General features: G+C 62.5%; 26 protein-coding genes. 7 read left to right on the forward strand and 19 right to left on the reverse strand.

The window, feature by feature from the left end:
* Positions 1 to 26: 26 nt before the first annotated feature.
* The 8 genes from N8H74_RS05120 to N8H74_RS29330 form a co-directional block, all read right to left on the reverse strand.
* On the reverse strand, positions 27 to 995 hold the full coding sequence (locus N8H74_RS05120) for a sugar kinase (RefSeq protein ID WP_217829848.1): 969 nt from the start codon (positions 993 to 995) through the stop codon (positions 27 to 29).
* Positions 988 to 1,770, reverse strand: coding sequence for a sugar phosphate isomerase/epimerase (locus tag N8H74_RS05125; RefSeq protein WP_217829849.1), 783 nt, complete (start codon positions 1,768 to 1,770; stop codon positions 988 to 990). The genes N8H74_RS05120 and N8H74_RS05125 overlap by 8 nt, the downstream gene beginning before the upstream one ends.
* Before the next feature lie 97 nt (positions 1,771 to 1,867).
* Entirely contained in the window at positions 1,868 to 2,896 is a 1,029-nt protein-coding gene (locus N8H74_RS05130) for a LacI family DNA-binding transcriptional regulator (protein ID WP_318837752.1), read from the reverse strand.
* Positions 2,897 to 3,036: 140 nt separating this feature from the next.
* Complete coding sequence (locus N8H74_RS05135) at positions 3,037 to 3,645, reverse strand: LysE family translocator (RefSeq protein WP_262146479.1); 609 nt, start codon at positions 3,643 to 3,645, stop codon at positions 3,037 to 3,039.
* 37 nt (positions 3,646 to 3,682) lie between these two features.
* On the reverse strand, positions 3,683 to 4,537 hold the full coding sequence (locus tag N8H74_RS05140; RefSeq protein WP_262146480.1) for an AraC family transcriptional regulator: 855 nt from the start codon (positions 4,535 to 4,537) through the stop codon (positions 3,683 to 3,685).
* 75 nt (positions 4,538 to 4,612) lie between these two features.
* On the reverse strand, positions 4,613 to 5,254 hold the full coding sequence (locus N8H74_RS05145) for a DUF1345 domain-containing protein (RefSeq protein ID WP_262146482.1): 642 nt from the start codon (positions 5,252 to 5,254) through the stop codon (positions 4,613 to 4,615).
* Between the two features lie 154 nt (positions 5,255 to 5,408).
* Positions 5,409 to 8,507, reverse strand: a complete 3,099-nt coding sequence (locus N8H74_RS05150; protein ID WP_217829853.1) for an efflux RND transporter permease subunit — start codon at positions 8,505 to 8,507, stop codon at positions 5,409 to 5,411.
* Between the two features lie 15 nt (positions 8,508 to 8,522).
* A complete protein-coding gene (locus N8H74_RS29330) occupies positions 8,523 to 10,454 on the reverse strand; it encodes an efflux RND transporter periplasmic adaptor subunit (RefSeq protein ID WP_347710396.1) in 1,932 nt (643 codons plus the stop codon).
* Here N8H74_RS29330 and N8H74_RS29335 point away from each other — a divergent pair.
* Both N8H74_RS29335 and N8H74_RS05165 read left to right on the forward strand, forming a co-directional pair.
* Positions 10,347 to 10,649: a winged helix-turn-helix domain-containing protein gene (locus tag N8H74_RS29335; protein ID WP_347710397.1), complete on the forward strand. Its 303-nt coding sequence runs from the start codon at positions 10,347 to 10,349 to the stop codon at positions 10,647 to 10,649. The genes N8H74_RS29330 and N8H74_RS29335 overlap by 108 nt on opposite strands.
* A gap of 4 nt (positions 10,650 to 10,653) precedes the next feature.
* Entirely contained in the window at positions 10,654 to 11,955 is a 1,302-nt protein-coding gene (locus N8H74_RS05165; protein ID WP_217829856.1) for an ATP-binding protein, read from the forward strand.
* 127 nt (positions 11,956 to 12,082) lie between these two features.
* Here the strand turns inward: N8H74_RS05165 and pncA are convergent, their stop codons facing one another.
* The 4 genes from pncA to N8H74_RS05185 form a co-directional block, all read right to left on the reverse strand.
* Positions 12,083 to 12,709 (reverse strand): bifunctional nicotinamidase/pyrazinamidase, encoded by a 627-nt coding sequence (gene pncA, locus N8H74_RS05170; protein WP_217829857.1) that lies wholly within the window; start codon positions 12,707 to 12,709, stop codon positions 12,083 to 12,085.
* 43 nt (positions 12,710 to 12,752) lie between these two features.
* Positions 12,753 to 13,511, reverse strand: coding sequence for a transcriptional regulator (locus N8H74_RS05175; RefSeq protein ID WP_217829858.1), 759 nt, complete (start codon positions 13,509 to 13,511; stop codon positions 12,753 to 12,755).
* A complete protein-coding gene (locus N8H74_RS05180) occupies positions 13,508 to 13,966 on the reverse strand; it encodes a sigma-70 family RNA polymerase sigma factor (protein WP_262146706.1) in 459 nt (152 codons plus the stop codon). Before N8H74_RS05180 ends, N8H74_RS05175 begins: the two co-directional genes overlap by 4 nt.
* Before the next feature lie 92 nt (positions 13,967 to 14,058).
* Positions 14,059 to 14,592, reverse strand: coding sequence for a tetratricopeptide repeat protein (locus N8H74_RS05185; protein ID WP_217829859.1), 534 nt, complete (start codon positions 14,590 to 14,592; stop codon positions 14,059 to 14,061).
* A gap of 144 nt (positions 14,593 to 14,736) precedes the next feature.
* Between N8H74_RS05185 and N8H74_RS05190 the strand changes: the two genes are divergently transcribed.
* From N8H74_RS05190 to nudC, 3 genes are all read left to right on the forward strand, one after another.
* Positions 14,737 to 15,510 carry a class I SAM-dependent methyltransferase gene (locus tag N8H74_RS05190; RefSeq protein ID WP_262146484.1) on the forward strand — a complete coding sequence of 258 codons (774 nt, stop codon included), beginning with the start codon at positions 14,737 to 14,739 and terminating at the stop codon, positions 15,508 to 15,510.
* Between the two features lie 107 nt (positions 15,511 to 15,617).
* A complete protein-coding gene (locus N8H74_RS05195; protein ID WP_217829861.1) occupies positions 15,618 to 16,430 on the forward strand; it encodes a crotonase/enoyl-CoA hydratase family protein in 813 nt (270 codons plus the stop codon).
* A gap of 6 nt (positions 16,431 to 16,436) precedes the next feature.
* Positions 16,437 to 17,267 carry an NAD(+) diphosphatase gene (gene nudC, locus N8H74_RS05200; RefSeq protein WP_217829862.1) on the forward strand — a complete coding sequence of 277 codons (831 nt, stop codon included), beginning with the start codon at positions 16,437 to 16,439 and terminating at the stop codon, positions 17,265 to 17,267.
* Here the strand turns inward: nudC and N8H74_RS05205 are convergent.
* The 3 genes from N8H74_RS05205 to N8H74_RS05215 form a co-directional block, all read right to left on the reverse strand.
* On the reverse strand, positions 17,235 to 18,014 hold the full coding sequence (locus N8H74_RS05205; protein ID WP_217829863.1) for a TSUP family transporter: 780 nt from the start codon (positions 18,012 to 18,014) through the stop codon (positions 17,235 to 17,237). The two genes, nudC and N8H74_RS05205, sit on opposite strands and share 33 nt — an antisense overlap.
* Before the next feature lie 165 nt (positions 18,015 to 18,179).
* Positions 18,180 to 18,659: a nuclear transport factor 2 family protein gene (locus N8H74_RS05210; protein WP_217829864.1), complete on the reverse strand. Its 480-nt coding sequence runs from the start codon at positions 18,657 to 18,659 to the stop codon at positions 18,180 to 18,182.
* A gap of 54 nt (positions 18,660 to 18,713) precedes the next feature.
* Positions 18,714 to 19,280, reverse strand: a complete 567-nt coding sequence (locus tag N8H74_RS05215) for a TetR family transcriptional regulator (RefSeq protein ID WP_217829865.1) — start codon at positions 19,278 to 19,280, stop codon at positions 18,714 to 18,716.
* A gap of 216 nt (positions 19,281 to 19,496) precedes the next feature.
* Between N8H74_RS05215 and pssA the strand changes: the two genes are divergently transcribed.
* Entirely contained in the window at positions 19,497 to 20,840 is a 1,344-nt protein-coding gene (gene pssA / locus N8H74_RS05220; protein WP_217829866.1) for a CDP-diacylglycerol--serine O-phosphatidyltransferase, read from the forward strand.
* Between the two features lie 95 nt (positions 20,841 to 20,935).
* Here the strand turns inward: pssA and efeO (N8H74_RS05225) are convergent, their stop codons facing one another.
* The 4 genes from efeO (N8H74_RS05225) to efeU are packed head-to-tail and all read right to left on the reverse strand — an operon-like array spanning position 20,936 to position 25,149.
* Positions 20,936 to 21,760: an iron uptake system protein EfeO gene (gene efeO / locus N8H74_RS05225; protein WP_217829867.1), complete on the reverse strand. Its 825-nt coding sequence runs from the start codon at positions 21,758 to 21,760 to the stop codon at positions 20,936 to 20,938.
* A 22-nt stretch (positions 21,761 to 21,782) separates the two neighbouring features.
* Positions 21,783 to 23,081, reverse strand: coding sequence for an iron uptake transporter deferrochelatase/peroxidase subunit (gene efeB, locus N8H74_RS05230; protein WP_217829868.1), 1,299 nt, complete (start codon positions 23,079 to 23,081; stop codon positions 21,783 to 21,785).
* A gap of 17 nt (positions 23,082 to 23,098) precedes the next feature.
* Positions 23,099 to 24,298 carry an iron uptake system protein EfeO gene (gene efeO, locus N8H74_RS05235; protein ID WP_217829869.1) on the reverse strand — a complete coding sequence of 400 codons (1,200 nt, stop codon included), beginning with the start codon at positions 24,296 to 24,298 and terminating at the stop codon, positions 23,099 to 23,101.
* Positions 24,299 to 24,306: 8 nt separating this feature from the next.
* Positions 24,307 to 25,149 carry an iron uptake transporter permease EfeU gene (efeU, locus tag N8H74_RS05240; RefSeq protein WP_217829870.1) on the reverse strand — a complete coding sequence of 281 codons (843 nt, stop codon included), beginning with the start codon at positions 25,147 to 25,149 and terminating at the stop codon, positions 24,307 to 24,309.
* A gap of 246 nt (positions 25,150 to 25,395) precedes the next feature.
* Between efeU and N8H74_RS05245 the strand changes: the two genes are divergently transcribed.
* Positions 25,396 to 26,412, forward strand: coding sequence for an AraC family transcriptional regulator (locus N8H74_RS05245; RefSeq protein ID WP_217829871.1), 1,017 nt, complete (start codon positions 25,396 to 25,398; stop codon positions 26,410 to 26,412).
* Positions 26,413 to 26,509: the final 97 nt, after the last annotated feature.

Raw genomic sequence — 26,509 nt, forward strand, 5'->3', positions numbered from 1 at the left:
TTCGCGGGCAGGCCCGCTCTCACGGGTCATGGGGTTGTCAGCGGTTCGCGGAGGGTGGCTTCGAATTCGGCAGTGAGTTCGGCGCGTGTCGGCAGGCCTTCCATGTCTCCGCGACTCTGCACCGCGCGGCTGCCGATCCAGTTGGCGCGTCTGACCGCGTCGGCAAAACTCTGGTGCTCGAGCAGGGCGCTGATCATGCCGACGGCAAAGCCATCCCCGGCGCCCACGGTGTCGACCACGGTTTCCACCGGCACCCCGGCGACGAATCCTTCGTCCAGGTGGGTGCGGAAATACGCACCCTGCGGGCCAAGTTTGATCGCGACGGCTTCGGCGCCCTGATCCAGGTAAAACCCGGCGATGTCTGCCGGATCTTCAAAACCGGTGAGCAGACGACCTTCACTCAGTCCCGGCAACACCCAATGGGCGAGGGCGGCGAGGCGGTTGGTCTGGGTGATCATTTCCCGCTCGCTGGCCCACAGGCTTGGGCGCAGGTTGGGGTCGAAGGAGACACTGCGGCCGGCGTCACGCATGCGGGTCATCAGCTCGAACGACATGGCCCGACTGCTGGCCGACAGCGCGGCCGGAATCCCGGTGGCGTGCAGGTGAAGGGCACCGAGCAGGGCCGGGGTGATCGATTCGGGCGACAGGTGACTGGCCGCCGAGCCACGACGGAAGTACTCGACCGTCGGGTCGCTGCCATCGTCGCTGCGCGACTTGAGCTGGAACCCGGTCGGGTGTGTTGCGTCCACCGCGACATGACTGCAATCGAGGCCTTCTTTAGCCAGCGTTTCGACCACGAAGCGTCCGAGGGAATCGGCGCCGACCCGGCTCAGCCAGGCGACATTGAAACCGAGTCGCGACAGGCCGATGGCGACGTTGCTGTCGGCCCCGGCAATGCGTTTGTGAAACTGCGCGACCGCCGCCAGATCGCCACTCTGTTCGGCGACGAACATCGCCATGGTTTCGCCGAACGACAGGATATCGATCTCAGACATGGGCAGGCTCCAGGCGGGATTGGCCGAGGCGGGCGAGGGCGGCGACGTGTTCGTGGGTCAGTTGCAGCAGATCGTCGCCTTGCAGCGGGTATTCGGCGGCGCGCATAACGCCTTGGGCCATGTGCCGCAGCAGTTGTTCCCACAGATGCAGGTCACTCACGGCGGGCGGCACGGCGACCAGTTTGCCGTCGGCGCGACGGGCCACGGCCTTGCAATGCACATAACCGACATGCCGGCCCAACAGGCGCGCGGCGCTGGTGGCGGACTGGTCTTGCCATTGCCAGTTGCCGATGTCGAAAGTCATTTTGATCGGCAGGTCGTGCTGCTCGACAGCGGCGAAGAAACGCTGGAACGGCTCGATCCGCCCGCCATGCAGAGTCTGGTCGTTTTCCACCAGCAGTTGCACCGGGCTGTGTTTGATCAGGTGTTCCAAGGCCTGGAGATCGTTGTTGTCGGTGAAGAAACCGAGGGAAACCTTCAGCCACTTCGCACCGAACGCCTGCGCCCGTTGCAAAGCGGTGACGAGTTCGGGATTGGGCCGCGCCTGCCCGGCCAGCCACAGTTCGATGGGCGAGGAATAGATGCTTTGCAGCCCGGCCTCATGGGTGGCGGCCGCCAGTTGTTCGGGGACTTCGTTGGTCAGCAGTTCCTCGCGCCACTCGATGCGATTGGCGCCGGCCAGTGCCAGCGTCTCGATGAACGAGCCTTGGCCACGCTGGCGCACAAGGTCGGCGCCGTAGCTGGACAGGCTGATGGAAATGGCAGGTTTATTCATTGTTATTGACCTCTGAAACCGGTTTCATTTTTGTTCAAAAAAATATCGCGGCTTCTCCGCCCCTCTTGGGAGCGGGCTCGCCTGCGAAAGTATCAGTTCAAGCGCCGCCAACCTTTCGGGTCGATCCCCGCTCAATCAGCACCGGCGCAAAATCCAGTAATCGCGCCGCCGTGTCATCCCCGCGCAAGCGCCTGAGCAGGCACTCGAACGCCTGCGCGCCGATCTCGGCGGTCGGTTGGGCGAGGGCCGTGATGCCGCTGCCCACCAGCGGATACCAATCCAGGTCATCCAAGGCAATCAGCCCGACGTCCTCGAACAACCGGCATCCGATATCGCGCAACGCACGGGTGCAGGCCAGCGCCGCCACGCCGTTGGCGCAGAACAGCGCTTTGGGTCCGGTGGACGGACTGTTGAGAAAGGTTTGCAGGCTGGCGGCCAGCGAATCACCGGTTTCCTGCACCGCCCCGGTCAGGTGCCCGCGCTCGGCGATGTGTCGGTGAAAACTGTTGACCCGTTCGATCCGCGAACTGGTTCCGTCGAAGGGTTCGGTCACCAGCAGCACGTCGCGAAATCCTTGGTGTTGCAGGTGATCGAGGGCCATCTGTACGGCTTGCGGGTTGTTCAGCCCGACCATGTCGCTGTCGAGCCCGTCGACCTTGCGATCCACCAGCACCAGCGGCATTTCCCGTTGCAGCTCATGCAGTTCGTCGCGGTGATGGCCGAGGGTGTTCACGATCAGGCCTTCGATGTTGTACGAGCGCAACAGCGCCAGGTGTTGGCGTTCCTGCTCGTCATCGCGGTCGGTGTTGCACACCACCAGGCTGTAGCCGTGCTGACGGCAGGCGGTTTCCACGCCATGCATCACGGCAATCGAATAAGGGTTGCGGATATCGGCCACCAGCATGCCGATCAGGCGCGTGCGGCCGCGTTTCAGACCACGGGCCATCTGGTTGGGGCGATAACCCAGTTCGGCGATGGACTGTTCGATGCGCAGGGCAATGGCGTCGGAGAGCAGGGCGCGGTCGTCGCCAATGAAGCGCGAGACGCTGGCCTTGGAAACACCGGCATGTTCGGCAACGTCGAGCATGGTCACGCGGCTGCGCTGGGCGGCGGAAAAGTCGTTCACGGTGTGAAACCTTATTATTGGATTTGTCGGGTCGGCTCCCTGAGACGCGAGAGCTGAAACCGGTTTCAGGAAACACCAGAAGCCAATCTGCCGTCAAGTAAATGATCGGCCCGAAGCGCAGAAGCGCCGACCAACGGCATTCAAGCCCAGATGCTCGACCACGCCGAAACCAGCAATAAAACCGCCATGACCCGATTCAGCCGCTGCAAGGCACGCGGTGATCGCAGCCAGCGTGTGGAGCCGGCGCCGAGCAACGCCCACACGCCAAGGCAGGGCAGGGACACCAGGAAAAACGCCAGTGACAGGATCAGCACGCGCGTCACGCGGCCTTCACTGTCCCCCGCGAATACGCTGACCACCGCCAGCGCCATCATCCAGGTTTTCGGATTGACCAGTTGCAGGCCGGCGGCACCGGTCAGGCCGAGTCGGCCACGGCCTTCCTGTGCGCCGAGTTCAACCGCAGGCGCCCGGTAAATCTGCCACGCCAGGTAACTCAGCCAGGCCACGCCAAACGCTTGCATGGCGTGTTGTACACCGGGCAATTGCGTCAGCAGCGGACCGGCACCGCTGCCCACCGCCAGTACCAACAGCGCAGCGGCCGCGCAGGCACCCAGAATGATCGGCAACGCCGCCGTCAGGCCGTAACGCGCGCTGTTGCTGAACACCAGAATATTGGTCGGGCCGGGCGTGATCGACGCGACGAACGCGAACAGCAGGAAGGGCAATAACGTCGGGAGGGTGGACAACATCGCAGGCAACTCCGTTGAGGATCAATGACCTCGATCTTCAACGGTCGTGGGCGGGCCTGTCTGGAAGATTTGAGCAGCGCTTGCGGTACATCGCCGGCGTCAGGCCATAGGCGCGGACGAACCAGCGACCGAGGTGGCTCTGGTCGGCGAAACCCACTTGAGTGGCGACGGTGACCGGATGCTCACCGCCTGCCAGCAGACGCCGGGCAATCGACAGGCGCAGTTGCACCAGATAGGCGTGGGGCGCCAGACCGTAAGCGGCCTTGAATGCGCGGGTCAGGCGAAAGCGATCAACGCCGATGGCCTCGGCCAGTTGCTGCAAACCGATGTCTTGTTGCGCATGGGCGTGCAGATATTCGCGAGCCTTTTGCGCCACCAACGGCAGGCGCGGATCTTCGGAATAACGCTGGCGCCAGTGCAGATGGTGCGTGAGGCGTTCGAGCAGGCCGTCCAGCGCGGTCTGACGGACGATTTTCAGCTCGCCACCGTGCAGCGCCTGAAACGCCTGGCCGGTGGCCTGCGCCAGAAACGGATCGGTGGCGAGGGTCCGGGTGAAACTCAACTGGCTGTTGAGCGGTGCGTTTTCGAACAGCGAGGCCAGTTCCCGTTCCAGCCACTGCGGGTCGAGGTAGAGCATGCGGTAGGTGAAACCGCCCTCGGTGGGGGCTTCGCCGTCATGAATGTCGCCGGGTTCGAGCAGAAAGACCTTGCCTGGCGTGCTCTGGTGCCGGGTACGGCGGCAGTTGAATTGCTGCACGCCTTGCTCGGTAACGCCCACCAGATAGCTGTCATGCCAGTGCGGATCATAGGCATGGCCTTCGAAATGCGCGCGCAGAGTCTCGATGCCGGTATCGGCGTCCTGGGCCAGATCGATCCAGTTACGAGCGCTCATTGGGCACCTGTCAGTCGAGGGTTCGGCCAATCTAGCGCCGCACCACGGGCGATGCCTAGAAGATTTGTGCAGCCGTCAGCCGAACAGCCCTGCCGCGATATTGATCGAAAACCCCAGAATCGCGGTGTTGAAGACGAATCCAAGCAGCGACTGCGCCAGGACGATCTTGCGCAAATCGCGACTGGCGACACCGACGTCCGCCGTCTGCACCGCCACGCCGATGGTGAACGAGAAGTACAGGAAGTCCCAGTAATTGGGCGTGGTCAGGCCTTCGGCGAACCGCAGGGCCGGCTCCTTGCCGTCCCAGGTGTAGAACAGGCGGGCGTAATGCACGCTGAAAATCACCCCGATCAACAGCCACGAACCGATCACGGTCAGCGCGGTGAAGCCGTAGTGCAGCAGCTTTTGGGTAGCGTCCAGATCCTTGCTGCCGGCCAGTTCCAGGGTGATGGTGGCCAGGCTCGCCAGTGCGGCGATGCACACCAGCAGCAGCACGAGGCCGGCGTTTTCATCTTCGATTTCGGCGATCCGCCGCACGTCCGGCGCCTTGGCCCGGGCGGTGAGCCAGAGCATCAGGATCAGGTACGTCCACACCCCGGCATTCCAGCCGATGAGGATTTTGCTGGTGAGCGAACCGGCGGGAACCAGCAGCCCCGTGGCGAGGCCTAGCAATGCGGCGGCGGACAGGCGAGGGTGAGTACGGGCAAGGAAGCGCATGGGAACTCGATGGGCCAGGGTGTGCTGACACCTTAGCCCAGCGTGACGTTGTGTGACCACTGGGGGACCGGGCTTGTCCGCGAAGAGGCCGTGTCAGTCGACATCACTGCCAGATGACACGCCGATTTCGCGACCAGCCCAGGCCCCCATGGTTTTAAGGATGCTTCGTGGATTTGCGCACCAGTTTCATGACCACCACAAAGAACACCGGCACAAAGATCACGGCCAGGGTCGCGGTGATCATGCCGCCGATCACGCCCGTACCGATGGCTTGCTGGCTCGCCGAGCTGGCACCGGTGGCGATTGCCAGCGGCACCACGCCCAGGATGAACGCCAGGGACGTCATGACGATCGGGCGCAGGCGCAGGCGAGCCGCTTGCAGCGTGGCGTCGATCAGGTCGTGGCCTTCGTCATACAGACTCTTGGCAAACTCGATGATCAGGATCGCGTTCTTCGCCGACAGACCGATGATGGTGATCAGGCCCACTTTGAAGAACACATCGTTGGGCATGCCGCGCAAGGTCACCGCCAGCACCGCGCCGAGCACGCCCAGCGGCACTACCAGCAGCACCGAAGTCGGAATCGACCAGCTCTCGTACAGTGCCGCCAGACACAGGAACACAATCAGCAACGACAGGCCGAGCAGAATTGGCGCCTGACTGCCGGACAAGCGTTCCTGCAACGACAGGCCGGTCCATTCCTGACCGAGTCCGGCCGGCCCCTGGGCGACCAGGCGCTCGATTTCGGCCATGGCTTCACCGGTGCTGTGACCGGGTGAAGGTTCGCCCGAGATCGAAATCGCCGGATAGCCGTTGTAGCGCGTCAGTTGCGCAGGGCCTTGGGTCCATTTGGCGGAAACAAACGCCGACAACGGCACCATGCTGCCACCCGTGTTGCGCACATGCATTTTCAGCAGATCGTCGACCTGGCTGCGGCGGTCGCCTTCGGCCTGCACCACCACACGCTGCATGCGGCCTTGGTTGGGGAAGTCGTTGACGTAGGTCGAACCGACGGCTGCGGCCAGCACATTGGCGATGTCGGCAAACGACACGCCCAGGGCTTCGGCCTGCTTGCGATCCACCTCCAGTTGCACCTGTGGCGCTTCGGCCAGGGCACTTTCGCGGACGTTCATCAGAATCGGGCTTTTCTCGGCCGCCGCCAGCAACTCGGTGCGCGCCTGCATCAGCGTTGCATGGCCGAGGCCGCCGCGATCCTGCAAGCGGAACTCGAAACCACTGGAAGTCCCCAGGCCATCCACCGGCGGCGGCAGCACCGCGAACACCATGGCGTCCTTGATCTGGCTCAGGGCGGCGTTGGCGCGGTCGGCGATCGAACTTGCCGAGTCATCGCTGCTGCGTTGCGACCAGTCCTTGAGGGTGGTGAATGCCAGTGCCGCGTTCTGTCCGCTGCCGGAAAAACTGAAACCGAGAATCACCGTGCTGTCACCCACGCCCGGTTCGCCGGCGTTGTGCGCTTCGATCTGCTCGACCACCTTCACCGTGCGGTTCTTGCTCGCGCCGGGCGGCAATTGAATGTCAGTGATGGTGTAACCCTGATCCTCCACCGGCAGGAACGAGGAGGGCAGACGCGCGAAGCACCAGCCCAGGCCCACCAGCAACACCACGTAGATCAGCAAGTAGCGGCCGGTGCGTTTCAGCGCATAGCCGACCCAACCCTGATAACGCACGGTCAGGCGTTCGAAGCGGCGGTTGAACCAGCCGAAGAAGCCGGTTTTTTCGTGATGCTCGCCCTTGGCGATCGGCTTGAGCAGCGTTGCGCACAGCGCCGGGGTCAACGTCAGGGCGAGGAATGCCGAAAACAGGATCGAGGTCGCCATCGACAGCGAGAACTGCTGATAGATCACGCCCACCGAACCTTGCATGAACGCCATCGGAATGAACACCGCCACCAGCACCAGAGTGATCCCGATGATCGCCCCGGTGATCTGCTGCATCGCCTTGCGCGTCGCTTCCTTGGGCGACAGGCCTTCGGTGGCCATGATCCGCTCGACGTTCTCCACCACCACGATCGCGTCGTCCACCAGAATACCGATCGCCAGCACCATGCCGAACATGGTCAGCACGTTGATCGAGAAACCCAGCGCAAGCATGGTGGCGAAGGTGCCCATCAGCGCCACTGGCACCACCAGAGTCGGAATCAGCGTGTAGCGGATGTTCTGCAGGAACAGGAACATCACCGCGAACACCAGCAACATCGCTTCGCCGAGGGTGTAGACCACTTTGGTGATCGACACTTTGACGAACGGCGAGGTGTCGTACGGGATCTTGTACTCCACCCCGGCCGGGAAGTAACGCGACAGCTCATCCATCTTCGCGCGGATCAGGGTGGCGGTATTCAGGGCATTGGCCCCCGGCGACAACTGCACGCCCACGGCGGTGGACGGTTTGCCGTTCAGACGGGTGCCGAACTGGTATTCCTGGCTGCCGATTTCGACCCGGGCGACATCCTTGATACGCACGGTGGAGCCGTCCGGGCGGGCTTTGAGCACGATGTCGGCGAAATCTTCCGGCGTCGAGAGCTGGCCCTTGACCAGAATGGTCGCGGTGATTTCCTGGCTGGAGGGCGCCGGCAAGTCGCCGATGCTGCCGGCCGGAACCTGCACGTTCTGCGCGGCGATCGCGGCGTTGACGTCTGCCGGAGTCAAATTGAAAGCGATGAGTTTCTGCGGATCGATCCAGATCCGCATCGCCCGCTCGGCGCCATACAGCTGGGCCTTGCCGACGCCGTCCAGACGCTTGATTTCGTTCATCACGTTGCGCGCCAGGTAGTCGCTGAGCGCCACGTCGTCGAGTTTGCCGTCGCTGGAGGTCAGGGTGATCAGCAGCAGGAAGCCCGAAGACACCTTCTCGACCTGCAAGCCTTGCTGGTTCACTGCTTGCGGCAGGCGCGACTCCACCACTTTGAGGCGGTTTTGCACGTCGACCTGGGCCAGTTCCGGGTTGGTGCCCGGCTGGAACGTGGCCTTGATGGTGGCGCTGCCGAGGCTGCTCTGGGATTCGAAATACAGCAGGTGATCGGCGCCGTTGAGCTCTTCCTCGATCAGGCTGACCACACTTTCGTCGATGGTCTGCGCCGAAGCACCGGGGTAGGTGGCGTTGATTTCGATCTGCGGCGGCGCGACGTCAGGGTACTGCGCCACCGGCAATTGCGGGATGGCCAGCGCACCGGCCAACAGGATGAACAGCGCGACCACCCAGGCGAACACCGGGCGGTCGATAAAGAACTGCGGCATATAAAAGCGTCCTGCTTACTGACCAGAGGTCTGGGCAAGTGGAAGAGGGGTGTCGTCGATCTGCACGGTTTCGCCGGGCCGGGCGTGTTGCAGGCCTTCGGTGACGATGCGGTCGCCGGGCTTGAGGCCGCCGATGACGATCCAGCGATCGTTCTGCACCGCGCCGAGCTGAACCGGTTGCTGGGCGATGCGCATCTGCTCGTCGACCGTCAGCACCTGCGCGACACCGGCGCTGTCTCGCTGCACCGCGCGCTGTGGCACGGTGAGGCCATGCTGGATCACCGCTTGTTCGAGGCGTACGCGAATGAAGCTGCCGGGCAGTAAGTCCAGATCCGGGTTGGGGAATTCGCTGCGCAGGGTGATCTGCCCGGTGCCCGGGTCGACAGTGATATCGCTGAACAGCAACTTGCCCGGCAACGGATAAAGGCTGCCGTCGTCCTGAATCAGCGTGGCTTTGACCTGGTCCTGGCCGATCTGCTGCAACTGTCCGGAGCGGAAGGCGCGGCGCAGTTCGTTGAGTTCACGGGTCGACTGGGTCACGTCGGCGTGGATCGGGTTCAGTTGCTGGATCAGCGCCAGTGGCGTGGTTTCGTTCTGCCCGACCAGGGCGCCTTCGGTCACCAGCGCGCGGCCGATGCGCCCGGAAATCGGCGCGGTGACGGTGGCGTAGCCCAGATTCAGTTTTGCCCGCTCTACGGCGGCCTTGTTGGCGGCCACGTCGGCGGCGGTCTGCCGGGCGTTGGCCCGCGCGTTGTCGTAATCCTGGGCGCTGATGGCCTTGTCGTCGATCAACTGGGCGTAGCGTTGTTCCTGCAATTTCGCCTGGAAGGCATTGGCTTCGGCCTTGCGCAGCGCGGCTTCGGCGCTGTCCAGGTCTGCCTTGAAGGGGGCCGGATCGATGCGGAACAGCACATCGCCCTTTTTCACGTCGCTGCCTTCGCGGTAGGTGCGTTGCAGCACGACACCCGCCACCCGTGCACGAACCTCGGCGATCCGTGGGGCGGCGATGCGTCCGCTCAGTTCGCTGCTGATCGCCAGGGGCTGGGCTTGCAGGGTCTCGATCCGCACGGTGGCCGGCGGTGCCTGCTCCTCGGTATCCGAGGACGAGCCACAGCCGCCGAGCGTCAGCGCCAATGTGAACAGACCGAGCCCGGCCAGCAGATTCTTCGACATGTACAACCCCCGATATTGATGTCCGTATCCTACGGACAGACGCCGAGGGTAGCGGTGAAGCTTTGTAGCTGCTGTGTGAAATTGTGTAAGGGTTTTACTCATGGACGGGTGAGGCCGTATATCCTTTATGCATCGAAATTTATTGCGACACAGATAGCGCTTTCGCGGGCAAGCCCGCTCCCACAGGGTTCTGGTGAGTACGTGGGAGCGGGCTTGCCCGCGAAGGCGGCCGATCAGTCGCCACAGCACTTTCTGGAACACCCCCCGATGCCCAATATTCTCCTGGTCGAAGACGACACGGCACTCGCCGAACTGATTTCCAGCTATCTGGAGCGCAACGGTTACTCCGTCTGCGTGATTGGCCGAGGCGATCATGTGCGCGAGCGGGCGCGACTCAATCCGCCGGATCTGGTGATTCTCGACCTGATGCTGCCGGGCCTCGACGGCTTGCAGGTCTGTCGCCTGCTGCGCGCCGATTCGGCAACGCTGCCGATCCTGATGCTCACCGCCCGCGACGACAGCCACGATCAGGTGCTGGGCCTGGAAATGGGCGCCGACGACTACGTCACCAAACCCTGCGAGCCGCGTGTGCTGCTGGCCCGGGTGCGCACCTTGCTGCGGCGCAGCAGCCTCGGCGAACCACAGACCGCCAACGACCAGATTCTGATGGGCAACCTGTGCATCGACCTGTCCGAGCGCACGGTCACCTGGCGCGGGCAACCGGTGGAGTTGTCCAGCGGCGAATACAACCTGCTGGTGGTGCTGGCCCGGCATGCCGGTGAAGTGCTGAGCCGCGACCAGATCCTGCAACGCCTGCGTGGCATCGAGTTCAACGGCACCGATCGCTCGGTGGACGTGGCGATTTCCAAGCTGCGGCGCAAGTTCGACGACCATGCCGGCGAGGCGCGCAAGATCAAGACCGTGTGGGGCAAGGGTTACCTGTTCAGCCGTTCCGAGTGGGAATGCTGAGCTGATGTTCAGAATCCTTTTTCGCCTGTATCTGGTGACGATCGTCTCCTATAGCGCAGCGATGTACCTGGTGCCAGATCTGGTGGTGATGGGCTTTCGCGAGCGCTTCGTCACCTACAACCTGGATTACTCCCGTGGCCTGCAATCGCTGATCACCAAGCAGTTTCGCGCCGTGCCGCAGGAACAATGGCCGGCGCTGGCGGCGTCGATGGACAAGGATTTCCAGCCGTTGCATATCATCCTGGCGAAAATCGAAGATGCCGAATTCACCGAGCCCGAGCGCGAACGTCTGCGCCGTGGCGAAAACGTGGTGCGCATCGGCGACTGGGGCTGGCGTACCCTGGCGGTGACGCCGCTGAACAGCGAAACAGCAGTGCAGATGGTGGTGCCGCCGGACCCGATGGACGTGAGTCTGCTGTACTGGAGCATCAACGTGCTGGTCGGCGCGGCGCTGCTCGCGTGTCTGCTGTTGTGGTTGCGTCCGCACTGGCGCGATCTGGAACGCCTCAAAGGCACGGCCGAGCGTTTCGGCAAGGGCCATCTCAGCGAGCGTACGCAAATCGCCCAGAGTTCGAACATCGGCAGTCTGGCCAACGTGTTCGACACCATGGCGGGCGATATCGAAAACCTGCTCAATCAACAGCGCGACCTGCTCAACGCCGTGTCCCACGAGTTGCGCACGCCGCTGACCCGGCTGGATTTCGGCCTGGCGCTGGCGCTGTCCGATGACCTGCCGGCCACCAGTCGCGAACGCCTGCAAGGGCTGGTGGCGCACATTCGTGAACTGGATGAGCTGGTGCTGGAATTGTTGTCGTTCAGCCGCTTGCAGAATCCATCGCGGTTGCCGGAACAGGTCGAGGTGTCGCTGGACGAGTTCATCGACAGCATTCTGGGCAGCGTCGATGAGTCGCTGGAGTCGCCGGAAATCGTTATCGATGTGCTGCTGCACGGGCAGTTGGAACGTTTCACCCTCGATCCGCGCCTGACCGCGCGGGCCATCCAGAACCTGCTGCGCAACGCCATGCGTTATTGCGAAAAGCGCATTCAGATCGGCGTGCAGGTGTGCCCGAAGGGCTGTGAAATCTGGGTCGACGATGACGGCATCGGTATTCCGGAGGATGAGCGGGACCGGATTTTCGAACCGTTCTATCGCCTGGATCGCAGTCGCGACCGGGCCACGGGCGGATTTGGACTGGGGCTGGCGATCAGCCGGCGGGCGCTGGAAGCGCAGGGCGGGACGCTGACTGTCGAGAGTTCTCCGCTGGGTGGGGCACGGTTCCGGTTGTGGCTGCCGACGCCGGTTTGAGGACGTCGCCGATTCTGGATTCGGCGACGTATTTTCAGGACGGCGGATTTCTCGAACATCCCCCAATCAGTTCCCTCTCCCTTGGGAGAGGGCCAGAGTGAGGGGCTGCGATCTCAGCCTTGAAGGGTCAGATCAGTTCGCTCGACCGGATCAAGCCAACCCCGGCCGTCTGCATCCGTTCGATCGCCACCGCCAGCGAGCCATTCAGGTCGATCGCCCGGCAGGCATCGGTCACCACAAACGCATTGAATCCCGCCGCCCGCGCATCCAGCGCGGAAAACATCACGCAGAAGTCCAGCGCCAGGCCGACCATATACAGTGTGTCGATGCCGCGCTCCTTGAGGTATCCGGTCAGCCCCGTGGGCGTGGCGCGGTCGGCTTCCAGAAACGCCGAATAGCTGTCGATGTCAGGGTTGCAGCCCTTGCGGATCACCAGTTGCGCGTGGGGCAGTTGCAGCGCAGGGTGAAACCCGGCGCCGGGCGTGGCTTGTACGCAATGATCCGGCCACAGGGTCTGTTCGCCGTAGGGCAACTGAATCACATCGTAGGGTTTGCGCCCCGGATGACTGGAAGCGAACGACGCATGTCCGGCCGGGTGCCAGTCCTGGGTGATGATGACTTGCTTGAACAGGCCACTCAGTCGGTTGATCAACGGGATGATCAGATCGCCCTCGGGCACCGCCAGTTGGCCGCCGGGGGTGAAGTCGTTCTGCACGTCGATGACCAGCAGCGCCGCGCGGGTTGAAATCTGCATCAGGGTTCCTCGTTGGGTAATCACTGGCCAAGCATAGCTTTTCTCAGGCGTTCAACCGCTCACGCAACAGTTGCGCCAGCTCTTCCAGCTGCGCCGGCGGGTTATGGCCGATCAGCATCCAGGCGTGTTCGCGTTCGCTCCAGTACACCACGTTCATGTCATGCCGGCGTTCGTGGGCCAGTGGCTGGCTGCCTTTGTTCGAGCGTGTGACGCACAGCGCCAGCGCCCCGTGCCGGGCATCAAGGAAGGTCATCTGGGCGATGGGCACGCCGTCGTACTCGAGCATTTGCGAGCGTTTCAGCTCGGCGCCGGGTAATTTGAGCGTGGCCGTCGACAGATTCAGCCCCAGCCGCGCATCGACGGTGCGCAACTGCGCCCGTTGCGACGCTTCGTCGGTCGGCAAATGATCGAGGGTTTGCGGCACGTACAGTGCCATGTAGTCGCCGACCAACCCGCGCCAGTTGTGCGATTGCCCGCTCTGCCAGGCAAGGAACAAGCGGTCGGCTGTCACGCCAACGGCCAGCAGGCCCGCAGCGGCGGCGCCGATGAACCAGCGCCGACTGAAACCGGGTCGGGCCGGCGAGGGCGCGGCGTCGAGCCGGGCTTGCAGGCGATCCAGCGGTGCTTGCAGCGCCAGTTCGTTGTAGGCGTTTTTGAAGGGCAGGTTGCTGCGGCTCAGCCATTGCACGCGTAGGCTGAGCAACGGGTCGTCGGCGATGGCGCTGTCGAGCAGGGTGCGTTGTTCGCGGTCGATTTCACCGTCCAGGTACGCCACCAGCAGTTCGTCCGAAGGCGTGTTCATGGCCGGTCTCCTCCGGTGGTTTTCGGCACCGCTTGCAGCGGCGGGTACTCGGCCAGTTTCAGGCGTGCGGTGGCCAGGCGACTCATCACCGTGCCGATCGGCACTTGCAGGATGTCGGCGACTTCGCGGTAGGAAAAACCTTCGACGTAGGCCAGATAAACCGTTTCGCGCTGGGCTTCGGGCAAGGCATCGACGCGGCGGATGACCTGCGCGGCCATGACGTGGGTCTGGGCCGCGTATTCACCGTCGAACGCCAGTTGCCCGTCGGCATCGCTGACGCCCTGGCCCTGGCGCACCCGGCGGGCGCGCACTTCGTTGAGCCAGATCGAATGCAGGATGCTCAGCAGCCAGCGATCCATGCGCGTCCCGGCCACGTACTGGTTCGCGCGTTCCAGCGCGCGCACGCAAGTGGCCTGCACCAGATCTTCGGCCACATGCTTGTTGCGCGACAGCAGCAGGCCGTAGCGCCAAAGGCGCGCCAGGTGCTGCCCGAGTTCGGCCCTGAAGGCCTGATCGCTGAAAATGATGGTCACCGCTTGTGTTCGTTTCAGGTTTTCGATGAGTCGTCGATGGCTTCGGCCAGGTCCCGGTATTCCTCGCAGTTGGTGCCGCAGATCGACTTGATTTGCTGCAACTGTTCCTGCGCGAGGTCGACACGTCCCTTGATCACATAGGCTTCACCCAGGTATTCGCGCACTTGCGCGTAGTGCGGATCGAGCTTCACCGATTGCAGGTAATAGCCGATGCCTTCGTCGGTCCGGCCCAGTTTGCGTGTGGCGTAACCGCGATAGTTCAAGGCCTTGGCGGTATTCGGCTGCTTGAGGGTATCAAGCAATGCCAAGGCCTCTTCGTAGCGACCGTCCTTCGCCAGACGATAGGCATAGTCGGTGCGGTCGGCATCCGGGACCAGGCTGCTGGTCTGCATCACGCATTTCTGCGTCTTGCTGTCATAAACCTGGCCCTTGGGGCAGCTGGGTTTCTGTACCGGCTCGTCTTCATCGCCATGAGCGAAGGCCAGCGGACTGGTCAAAACCGCGGCCATCAGCAACGGGGCGGCGAACATAACGGAACGGATAGTCATGGGCAAGGCTCCACAGTGGGTTACGTTTTACTTTGAACACCTCAGCGTGAAAATTTATTCATTGCTTTGTCAGTCGCCGTTCAAGGAAAGCTCAAATTCGAGGGCTATGCTCGTTGGCGTCCGTCGTCGATCCGGAGTTCTGCCATGAAAGATCAGGTTCATCATTCAGCCGCCACTGGCTACAAAACCGCCGCCGATACCTACATCAAGGGACGGCCGGACTATCCACCCCAGGTCAGCGAATGGCTTACCCGCACGCTCGGGCTGGACGGGCATAAAACCGTGATCGATCTTGGCGCCGGAACCGGCAAGTTCACCGGACGGCTGGTGGCGACCGGCGCGCAGGTGATCGCCGTGGAACCGGTCGCGCAGATGCTGGAAAAACTCGCCGACACCTGGCCGGATGTGCTGGCGGTAAGCGGCACGGCAAGCGATCTGCCGTTGCCGGACGCCTCGGTAGACGCAGTGTTCTGTGCCCAGGCCTTCCATTGGTTCGCCAGTCGCGAGGCACTGGACGAGATTGCCCGGGTGCTCAAGCCCGGTGGCAAGCTCGGGCTGATCTGGAACCTGCGTGACACCCAGGTCAGTTGGGTGCCGAAGCTCGACGCCATCGTCAATGCACTGGAAGGCGATACGCCGCGTTATTACACCGGGGCGTGGCGCAAGGCGTTTCCGCATCCGGCGTTCGGCGCGTTGCAGGTGCAGCAGTTTCACCATGGGCACACCGGCTCGCCGGAGGATGTGATTTTCAATCGGGTACGCTCCACCAGTTTCATCGCGGCGCTGCCTCAGGCGCAGCGGGCAAAGATCGACGAGCAGATTCGCGGGCTGATTGCCGAAGAGCCGGAGTTGCAGGGCAGGGACGTGGTCACGGTGCCTTACGAGACAGCGGCGTTTGTAGTGGTGAAGGGCGGTTAGTTCCACACCTTCAGCGGGGCGGATGAGTCCTGTCTTTGGCCGAACCGCCGCCACGTTGCCTTGTTATAGTTCGGGCCTCATTTTCAGCCCGGTAAAGGATTTCTGCCATGACTCAATACACCGCCTTCAGCGTCGAACTGGCCGACAACATCGCCCATGTGCAGATCAATCGCCCGGAAAAGATCAACTCGATGAACGCCGCGTTCTGGAGTGAAATTGTCGAGGTGTTCCAGTGGATCGAAGACACCGATGAAGTGCGGGTGGTGGTACTCAGCGGTGCCGGCAAACACTTTTCCTCCGGCATCGACCTGATGATGCTGGCCGGCGTCGCCAATGAGCTGGGCAAAGACGTCGGGCGCAACGCGCGCCTGCTGCGGCGCAAGATCCTGACCCTGCAAGCCTCGTTCAATGCGGTCGACAATTGCCGCAAGCCAGTGCTGGCGGCGATCCAGGGTTACTGCCTGGGCGGCGCCATCGACCTGATCGCCGCCTGCGACATGCGTTACGCCGCCGACGACGCACAATTCTCGATCAAGGAAATCGATATCGGCATGGCCGCCGACGTCGGCACCCTGCAACGGTTGCCACGGATCATCGGTGACGGCATGCTGCGTGAGCTGGCCTACACCGGTCGCACCTTTGGTGCCGAAGAGGCGCGCAGCATCGGCCTGGTCAATCGCGTCTACAGCGACAAGGACAGCCTGCTCGAAGGCGTGATGGACATCGCCCGGGACATCGCCGGCAAGTCGCCGATCGCGGTCACCGGCACCAAGGAAATGATCAGCTACATGCGTGACCATCGTATCGACGACGGTCTGGAGTACGTTGCCACCTGGAACGCCGCCATGCTGCAATCCACCGACTTGCGCGTGGCAATCGCTGCCCACATGAGCAAACAGAAACCCGAATTTCTGGATTGAGAAACCATGACATCTCGCTGGACCACTGCAGTACTGGACACTGATCAACCGGGCGGCTGGGCCGTGGCGCGCAGCCCCGAAGGTTTTCTGTTCGATGACAACGGCGCGCTGTTCCCCCGGGAATGGCTCAAGCGTCAGGACTTGTCGATCCTCGCCGAGCATGGCATCGGCCATCTCGACGGCGAGCCGGTGTATCTGCTGGAGCTGCGCAGTCACAGCGAGGTGCCGGGTTGCAACTGGAAAGGCCTGCGCGCGTTCATGCTCGAAGGCGATCACACCGTCTACAAGGTTCTGGGGTATGCCGCGCAGATTGGCACATGGGCGCGGGAGCACCGGTTCTGCGGCAATTGCGGTCAGGCCATGACCCAGGTGCCACGGGAGCGGGCGATGTATTGCCAGCCCTGCGATCTGCGCAGTTATCCACGGATTTCGCCGAGCATGATCGTGCTGGTGACCCGAGGCGACGAAGTGCTGCTGGCGCGTTCCCCGCGTTTTGTCAGCGGGGTCTACAGCACTCTGGCCGGTTTCGCCGAGCCGGGGGAGTCGGCCGAGGATTGCCTGATCCGCGAAGTGCGCGAGGAAGTCAGCATCGAGGTGCAGAACATCCAGTACATGGGTAGCCAGTGCTGGCCGTTCCCGCATTCGATGATGCTGGGTTTCCATGCCGAATATGCCGGGGGCGAGATTGTCTGTCAGGAAGACGAGATCGAAGACGCCCAGTGGTTCAACGTGCACGAGCTGCCGCCGTTGCCGGCGTCACGCTCGATTGCCCGTTATCTGATCGACGTCTACGTGGCGCGGCGCTTAGGCCACGCTGAACCAGTGCTGCCAGGCTAGACGCACGGTCAATCCCAGCACCACGGTGATGAACACCGGACGAATGAACTTGGCGCCGCCGCTGATCGCGGTGCGCGCGCCGAAGAACGCGCCGACCATCACCGACAGGCCCATGGCCAGGCCGATGATCCAGTCCACCTGCCCGGAAAACACGAACACCGACAGCGCCGCGATGTTGCTGACGAAGTTCATGCTGCGCGCCACACCGCTGGCCTTGACCAGGTCGATCGGGTAGAGCAGCAGGCTGCTGACGGTCCAGAACGCGCCCGTACCTGGGCCGGCGACACCGTCATAGAAGCCGAGGCTGAAGCCCTGAGTCGATTGCCACTTCTTCTTGATTGGCGCGTCGCTGTCCAGTGGCGCTTTCGGCGTCCCGCCAAACAGCAGGTACACACCGCAGGCGAACACGATCACCGGCAGCATCTTGTTCAGCCATTCCGCTGGCAGGTAGTGGGCGACGATGGCGCCGCTCAGGGCGCCGACCAATGTACCGACGATGGCGTGTGTCCACTGCCGAGGGTGGAACAGCTTGCGACGGTAGAAGGTGAAACTGGCGGTGGCCGAACCGAAGGTCGAACTGAGTTTGTTGGTGCCCAGCACCAGATGTGGCGGCAGGCCGGCGGTGAGCAGTGCCGGGGTGGTCAACAGTCCGCCGCCGCCGGCGATGGCGTCGATGAATCCGGCAAGGAAAGCAACAGCGGCCAGAATGGCCAGGGTGGTGAGGTCAACGCTGAGTTCGAAAGGCATGGAATCGGCTTATTTCGGCAGGGCGCAGCGCGGGGCTGCGGGAGAGGGCAGCCATGTTACTCATTTCCAGATGTTGCTGCGACCCGTCTGATGCCTTCGCGGGCAAGCCGGGCGTGATCGTGCCCTCGCTGGGCGTGGGCACGATCAGTACTGAGTCAAGGCAGATTACAGACCCAGGTCAGACAGCCCCGGATGATCGTCCGGACGCCGGCCCAGCGGCCAGTGGAACTTGCGTTCGCTTTCCTTGATCGGCATGTCGTTGATGCAGGCGTAACGCTGGAACATCAGGCCGTTTTCATCGAATTCCCAGTTTTCGTTGCCGTAGGAACGGAACCAGTTGCCCGAGTCGTCGTGCCATTCATAGGCATAACGCACGGCGATGCGCGTATCGGAGTAGGCCCAGAGTTCCTTGATCAGGCGGTAATCCAGTTCCTTGGCCCATTTGCGGGTCAAGAACGCCTTGGCTTCTTCGCGGTTGTTGGCGAATTCGGCGCGATTGCGCCATTTAGTGTCCAGGGTATAGGCCAATGACACGCGCTGCGGATCGCGAGAGTTCCAGCCATCTTCGGCCAGGCGAACTTTTTCAATGGCCGATTCACGGTTGAAGGGCGGTAATGGCGGACGAACTTCGGCTGCAGTAGACATATTTGTCTCCCGGTCAAATTAACGATTTAACAACTTGTCAGGCTTATTAAGGCGTTACAGGTCCAATAACTTTCGCGCCATGCATTGCGCATTATCGGCGGCACTGTGATCACCCATCACAAGCGCTACGGTAATGGCACCGTCAATCAGAATCAGCAGCTGTTTGGCCAACAGTTGCGGGTCCTCGGCACCATGTTCGGTACACAGCTCGCACACGTAGTCGAGCAGCTTTTGTTTGTGGTCTTTGGCGACCAGCCGTACCGGGTCCTGTGGATCCCCGGTTTCGCCGCTGGTGTTGATGAAGGCGCAGCCCCGGAAGCCTTCCGAGGCGAACCAGCCCTTGAGCACGGTAAACAGGTTGAGCAGCCGGTCGGCCGGGGTTTCGGCCTGATCGACCGCGCTTCGATACCAGTGCATCCAGCGGATGTCGCGGCGTTGCAGGGCGGCGACGGTCAGCTCCTCCTTGCTGGCGAAGTAGCGGTAAATGCTTTTTCGGGAGACACCGGCGGTTTTCACCAGAAGATCCATGCCAGTGGCGGCGATGCCACTCTTGTAGATCAACTTTTCGGTGACATCCAGAATGATGTCGCGGGTCGAGTCGTTGCTTGTGATTTCGTTCATGTGGCGAACGGTAGAACGATCGTTCTCCTTGGTCAAGTGGAGATTTTATTGGCCTGCGAAAAAGCATTCGCGGACGAGCCCGCTTGCCCATCCGGAATGTGTTTTGCCGGGGTGACGGACACGCCCGCGAAGGCGACATTACAGACACTCACAAGACCCGAACGGGTTGATGGTGTAAGCTCTCGGACTCTTCGGATTCGACCCATTGCGAGCCCTATGCCGTTGCTTTTCAAACGCTCCCTGCTGCCCAAACTGCGCAGCTTTCCGCTGACCGCCGAGGCCGTGACCATTTTGTCCGGCGCCGCCGAGTTCCGTCGTTGCCTGCTGGAGAAAATCGCCCAGGCGACCCAGCGCATCTACCTCGTCGCGCTTTATCTGCAAAACGATGAGGCCGGTCAGGAAATCCTCGATGCCTTGCACGCCGCCAAACTCAAGCGCCCGGAGCTTGAAATCGCGGTGGTGGTCGACTGGCTGCGTGCCCAGCGCGGGCTGATCGGTGCCGGCAAGCAGCCGGGCAATGCCGCCTGGTATCAGGAAATGACCCGTACCCATCAGAGCGAAGTGCCGGTGTATGGCGTGCCGGTGCAGACCCGCGAGCTGTTCGGCGTGCTGCACCTGAAGGGTTTCGTGATTGACGATTGCGTGGTGTACAGCGGCGCGAGCCTGAACAACGTCTACCTGCACAAGTTCGACAAGTACCGCTTCGACCGTTATCACGTCTTGCACAGCCATGAACTGGCGGACTCGATGCATCACCTGGTCAAGCACGGTCTGATCGAGTCCAAGGCTGTGCATCGCCTCGACCTGCCGAACCTGCCGACCACCCGCAGCCTGCGCAACGACATCGGCGATCTGCGCAGCCGGCTCAAACACGCGGCTTACGACACCACCGCCGGCAGCGTCGACCATAGCGGTCTGTCGGTCAGTCCCTTGCTGGGCGTGGGCAAGAACAATCCGTTGAACCGGGTGATTCTGGAGTTGATCGCCAGTGCGCAGAAGCAACTGACCATCTGCACGCCGTATTTCAACCTGCCGTTGGGGATCATCCGCGAGATCAACCGGGCGCTGGCCCGTGGGGTGAAGATCGACATCGTGGTCGGCGACAAGACCGCCAACGACTTCTTCATTCCGCCCAGCGAGCCGTTCAAGGTGATCGCCGCGTTGCCGTACCTGTACGAAATCAGCCTGCGCCGTTTCGCCAAGCGCCATCAGCGCAATATCGACAGCGGCCAGTTGAACCTGCACCTGTGGCGTGAGGGCGACAACAGCTATCACCTCAAGGGCATGTGGGTCGATCAGCGTTACACCTTGCTGACCGGCAACAACCTCAATCCACGGGCGTTCCGCCTGGATCTGGAAAACGCGCTGTTGATCGATGACCCGAAAGGAGAGTGGCTGGAACCGCGACGCCTGGAGCTGGAAAACATCTTTGAACACACCGCACGGATCAAGCATTTCCAGGACCTGGAAACGCTGCCCAATTACCCGGCAGGCGTAGCCAAGTTTCTCAAGCGGGTGAGTCGGGTGCGGATCGAGCGGTTGCTCTACCGGATTCTGTAAGGATTCGGGATCTTCAAATGCCTTCGCGAGCAAGCCCGCTTCTACAGTGTAGAAGCGGGCTTGCTCGCGAAGGGGTCAACCAGACGCTATAAAACTCAGTTCAGACCCAGTTTGCCACGCAATGTGGACAGGTCTTCAGCCAGGGTATTGACCGGCCCGACCAGCGCCTTGCGGTCGTTGTCCTTGACCTTGTCATAGGTCTCGAAACCACCGTCCTTGGTCTTGTACTTGGCGAGGATCTTGTCGACGGTGGCGAAGTTCTTGTCGACTTTCGCGACAAACGCCTTGTCTTGCTTCTCGATCTGCGGACGGAACAGGTCGACGATTTTCTTCGCGCCGTCGATGTTGCCCTGGAAGTCATACAGGTCGGTGTGGCTGTAGCGGTCTTCCTCACCGGAGATCTTGGTGGCGGCGACTTCTTCCAGCAGCGCAGCGGCGCCGCCCACGACTTTCTCTGGCGGGAAGGTCAGGCCGGCCACGCGGGTTTGCAGGTCCTTGACGTCTTTGTCCAGGCCATCGGCCAGCGCGTCGAGGCCTTGCGTGGTTTTCTCGGAGAACAGCGAATATTCGATGCGGTGGAAGCCGGTGAAGTCTTCGGCTTTCACGCCTTTTTCGTGGTCGTCGACCCGGGAGTCGATCGACGCGTCAAGGTCGCTGAACAGCTCGGCGATCGGCTCGATCGACTCGTAGTAGACGCGGGTCGGCGCGTAGAGCTTCTGCGCGGTCGCCAGGTCGCCTTTCTTCACGGCGTCGGTGAATTGCTGGGTGTGGCTGGCGAGCTCATCCAGTTGCTCGGTGACGTAGATCTTGTAGTCCGAAACCGGCCCGACGAGGTCCAGTGGCGCGGTCGCGGCGAACACCGACAGCGGGGTGTTGAGCAAACCGAGGGTCAGCAATAACGCGAGTGGCGTCTTTTTCATGAGGCGGCTCCTGTGGCGATTGTTATGCAGTTGTTTTTGGTTGTGTGGCATTGAGCAGCGAGCGACCGATGAAGTCCTGATCGCCCGTGACACCCGGCAGGGTGAAGAAATAGCCGCCGCCGACCGGCTTGAGGTATTCCTCCAGCGGCTCACCGTTGAGGCGGGTCTGCACGGTGATGAAGCCTTTTTCCAGGTCGGCCTGGTAGCAGATGAACAGCAGGCCCATGTCGAGCTGGCCGTTCTTGTTCACCCCGTTGGAGTAGTTGAACGGCCGGCGCAGGATCAGGTTCGCCTGGGTCGCGGCGGTGCGCGGATTGGCCAGGCGGATGTGCGCATCGAGCTTGGTCAGCTTGCCTTCCGGGTCCTTGCTGTAGTCCGGGACTTCGGTTTCATGCTGGCCGCCCATGGGCGCGCCGGTGGCCTTGACCCGGCCGAGGATGCTTTCCTGCTCTTGCAGCGGCGTGCGGTCCCAGCGCTCGACGAAGTTGCGGATGATCCGCACCGCCTGATAGCTGCCGTGGGCGGCCCAGGCCGGCTCGTCGCTGCCCGGTTGTACCCAGACGATGCGATCCATGGCCTTGCCGTCGTTGGAGTCGGGGTTGGCCGAGCCGTCGCGGAAACCGAGGAAGTTGCGCGCCGATTGCGCCGGCACCCCCGGTTTGGCCGGGGCTTGCGGCGGTACGCTGCCTTCCTGTTTCCAGCGCACCAGCAGCAGGTCCGGCAGGTTCTTCACGATGTCACGCAGGGCGTGGATGTTGGTGTCGGCGGTGTTCGAGCAAAATTGCAGGCTCAGGTCGCCGTGGCAGCAATCGGCTTCCAGCGCATCGTTGGGGAAACCGACCATGCGGATCAGCCGCTTGGGCTTGGCGGCGGCGAGGCCGAAACGCTCGTCGAACAGCGACTCCCCCACGGACACGGTGATGGTCAGGTTGTCCGGTGTCACCACCGGGCCGAGGATGCCGGAATCGACTGGCGGCAACTTGGGATCGATCTGTGCCACCGGGCCGCCCTTCATCAGGAAGGCGATGCGCTCGTTGAGGGTGCGGAACAGCCGCTCGAGGTCTTCGCGGTCAGTGGCCAGCACATCGAACGACACCAGCATGCCGGACGCCGGGCGTGGGGTGACGATGCCGGTCTGGTGGGTGCCATGGAAATCGTGGCGATCTTCGGTCTTGTCGCTGCTCGGCGCTTCGGTGACTTGCGCGGGCGCGGCGGCCATGGCAGGGCAGCTCAGCGCGGAGCCGGCCAGTGCGACACCGGCGGCGCCCATGCCCATCAGTACACGGCGGCGTTGCAGGTTGAGGTTTTCGGAGTCATTCATTGCTATTCGTCTTCTGCTTACAGGCCGGAGAGGCCGAGGGCGGGATCAATGGCATCGAGGGCGTCGGCCAGGGCCTGGGCCTTGTCGGCGATCTGTTTGCGTTGCTCACCGTTGACGGTGTCGTAACTGGCGTAGCCGTCCTTGACCTTGAAGCCGTTGAGCGTGGTGTCGAAATCTGCCAGTGCACGGTCGATCTTCGGCAGCAGCTCGGCGGCGGATTTGCTCAGCAGCGGACGCAACAGGTCGACGACCTTGTGCGCGGTCTGCTGGTTGGCCGCAAAACCGTTGAGGTCGCTGTGGCTGTAGCGTTCCTCTTCACCGCTGGCGGCGCGCACGTCGGCCAGGGTGTTGAGATTGCGCACCACGATGCTCACCAGTTGCTCCGGCGGCAGCGATTGGGCCAGCAGTTGCTGTTTGAGCGAGGTGACATCGTCGAGCAAACGCTGGGCAACCGGGGCTAACCCCTCGAGATTGCGTTGCTGGAACAGCGCGTATTCGAGGCGATGGAAGCCGACGAAGCCCGGGTCCTGCTCGCGCTTTTCGAAGTAATCGGCGCGGGCATTGATGCCGTTGTCCAGTTCGCCCAGGCGTTGTGCGGCCGGGGCCAGGCGCTGGTAGGCGGCGCGGGCCGGCAGGTACAGCGCCTGGGCCTGGGCCAGGTCGCCGCTGGCGATGGCCTGGTTCAGTGCCGTCACGGCTTTGATCAGCGCGCTGCCCTGGCTGGCGAGGTACACGCGGAATTCCGACAACGGCCCGACAAACGCGACCATCGACGGCTTGGCCTTGGCGGCGGCATCCGAAGCGGCGGTCGGCGTCACATGCAGGGTGCCGCGCGGGTTGCTCAACAGGCCGCAGGTGATCGCGTAGTCGCCGGGTTGCAGGTTGGCGTTGATCACTTGGCTGAGGCCCGGCGCGATGTTCTCGCGTTCTTCGATCACCAGCACGCCATCGAGGATTTCCCATTCCACGGCGCGGTCGGAGCGGTTGACGATGCGGAAACTGGCGCGGCCGGCCGGCACCGTCAGGGCGTTGGGTTCACAGCTGTGGTCGTGAATGTTGACCACCACTTCGTCGCGATTGTGCTGACGCTTGGCGGCGGCCATTTTCGAGGCGTAGTAGAACAGGCCTCCGGCGGCGATCATCACCACCACCGAACCGGCCACCGCCCAGCGCAAGGCGCGGGGAGGGGAGGCCTGGGGAGACGTAGGCTTTGACATGAATGCCCTTACTGGTTGGAAACGGAAGATTGCGCAGCGGGTTTGGGCGCGGGAGCCGGGAGGAAAAACATCACCAGCGCCACCAGCAGATAAATCAGGTAGGCACCGAGGGTGCTGACGGTCGGCGCATCCTGGTAACCGAACATGCCGGCCAGCACCGAGCCCAGCGGGCCATCCATCGGCAGCGTCGCGCTGAAGTCGAAGAGCACGGTTTGCAGGTGATTCCACACCCCGGCTTCATGCAGGGCCTGCACCGAATTGGCGAGAATCCCGGCGGCCACCACCAGAATGAACAGCCCGGTCCAGCGGAAGAACGCCGAGAGGTTCAGGCGCATGCTGCCGGTGTAGATCAGGAAGCCGACGATGATTGCCAGGATCAGGCCGAGCAGGGCACCGATGGGCGCGGCCGGGCCTTCGCTCTGCTGGAACACCGCGAGCAGGAAGAACACGGTTTCCAGGCCCTCCCGGGCGACGGCGAAAAACACCATGGCGATCAGTGCGATGACCTGGTGTCTGGACGCGGTCAGCGCATGATCGAGAGAGGCTTGCAGCGAATGTTTGATCGACCGCGCGACCTTGCGCATCCAGAACACCATGGAACTGAGAATGCCCACGGCCACCAGCCCGACCACACCCTCGAACAGCTCTTGCTGCTTCTGCGGGAACTCGGCGCTGACCAGTTCCAGGCCACCGCCCACCAGCAATGCCAGGGCTGCGGCGAGAAACACGCCAATCCACACGGCCGGCATCCACTGGCCGCGACCGGTCTGTTGCAAGTAGCTGGCGATAATGCCAACGATCAGCGCGGCTTCAATGCCTTCACGCAGCATGATCAAAAAGGGAACGAGCATTCGGCATCCATCAAGTCAATCGAAGAGGTTACAAGTTGTAACATAATGACTTTCATTCTCACATGACATTCATTGACATGTACCTGAACCGTAGCTGAACAACCCTGAATATCAATGATTCTCAGACGGGGCCGAATCTGCGGGAGGGCCGTGATGCCAACCCGCTCCGACAGGGTTTTGTGTTGATTTTGAGCGGCTGCGTTAAGATGCCTGCCATTCGCACAAGCACAGGATTTGCCCCGTTCCATGTCGGAAAAAGACACCATCGCCATTCAACTGGTGCGTGAAGCGCTGTTGCAGAGTTGCGCGCCGGGCGTGGCCACGGATGAAGTCCTGAGCAAGGTCGGCATCGAGCCGGCGCTGTTGCAGACCGACGACGCCCGGGTTCCGGCCAGTCAATACGCGCGGTTGTGGCGCTTGCTGGCCCGGCGTGGCGATGACGAGTTCTTTGGCATGGACCCGCGCAAGCTCAAGTCCGGCAGTCTGGCGTTCCTCTGTCGCAGCGCCATGGCCCAGCCGACGCTGGCGGCCGGTCTGGACACCGGGCTCAATTTCCTGTCGCTGATGCTCGAACGGATGCCCGCACAACTGGTGCATCAGCAAAGCCTGGCGGAAATTGTCCTGCTGGAAGACGATCCGCAGCCGCGCCGGGCCTTCACCTATTTCACCTACTGGATGATCGTCCACGGCGTCGCGTGCTGGCTGGCCGGGCGACGGATTCCGATCCTCGCCATCGAATTGCGCTGCCCGGCACCGGACTTCAGCGCCGATTACCGGGTGATGTTCTCGGAAAACCTGCGTTTCGACCGCCCGCGCACGCGGATGATCTTCGCCGCCGATGTGCTGGACCTGCCGCTCAAGCGCAGCGCCGAGGAATTGAAACGCTTCCTCGCCCACGCCCCCGCGAACATTCTGGTGAAATACCGCGACCCGCAAAGCCTGGCCAGCCGGATCAAGCAGGATCTGCGGCAATTGCCCGCCGATCAGTGGCCGGAAACCGAACCTCTGGCCCAGCAGTTGTGCATGTCGGCCTCGACCCTGCGCCGCCGGCTGGCGGAGGAGGGCCAGACCTACCAGGGCCTCAAGGACAGCGTGCGCAAGGAGCTGGCGATCACCTGGCTGGCGGAGCCGTCGATCAGTTTCACCGAGATCGCCACTCGCCTGGGATTTGCCGATGCGAGTTCGTTCTACAAGGCGTTTCGCAAGTGGTCGGGGTCCAATCCGGGGCATTACCGCAGCCTGATTCTCAACGAGGCGTCCTGACCACCCGTCATATCCCGAGTCTTGGCCAAACCAGTCATCCATCTTGATGGCTTTGACCATTGCCCCGCACCCCGGGCGGCGCGAGTATTCCTCTGTT

Origin of the sequence: Pseudomonas sp. B2M1-30 (genome assembly GCF_025447575.1) — a bacterium.
GTDB lineage: Bacteria > Pseudomonadota > Gammaproteobacteria > Pseudomonadales > Pseudomonadaceae > Aquipseudomonas > Aquipseudomonas botevensis.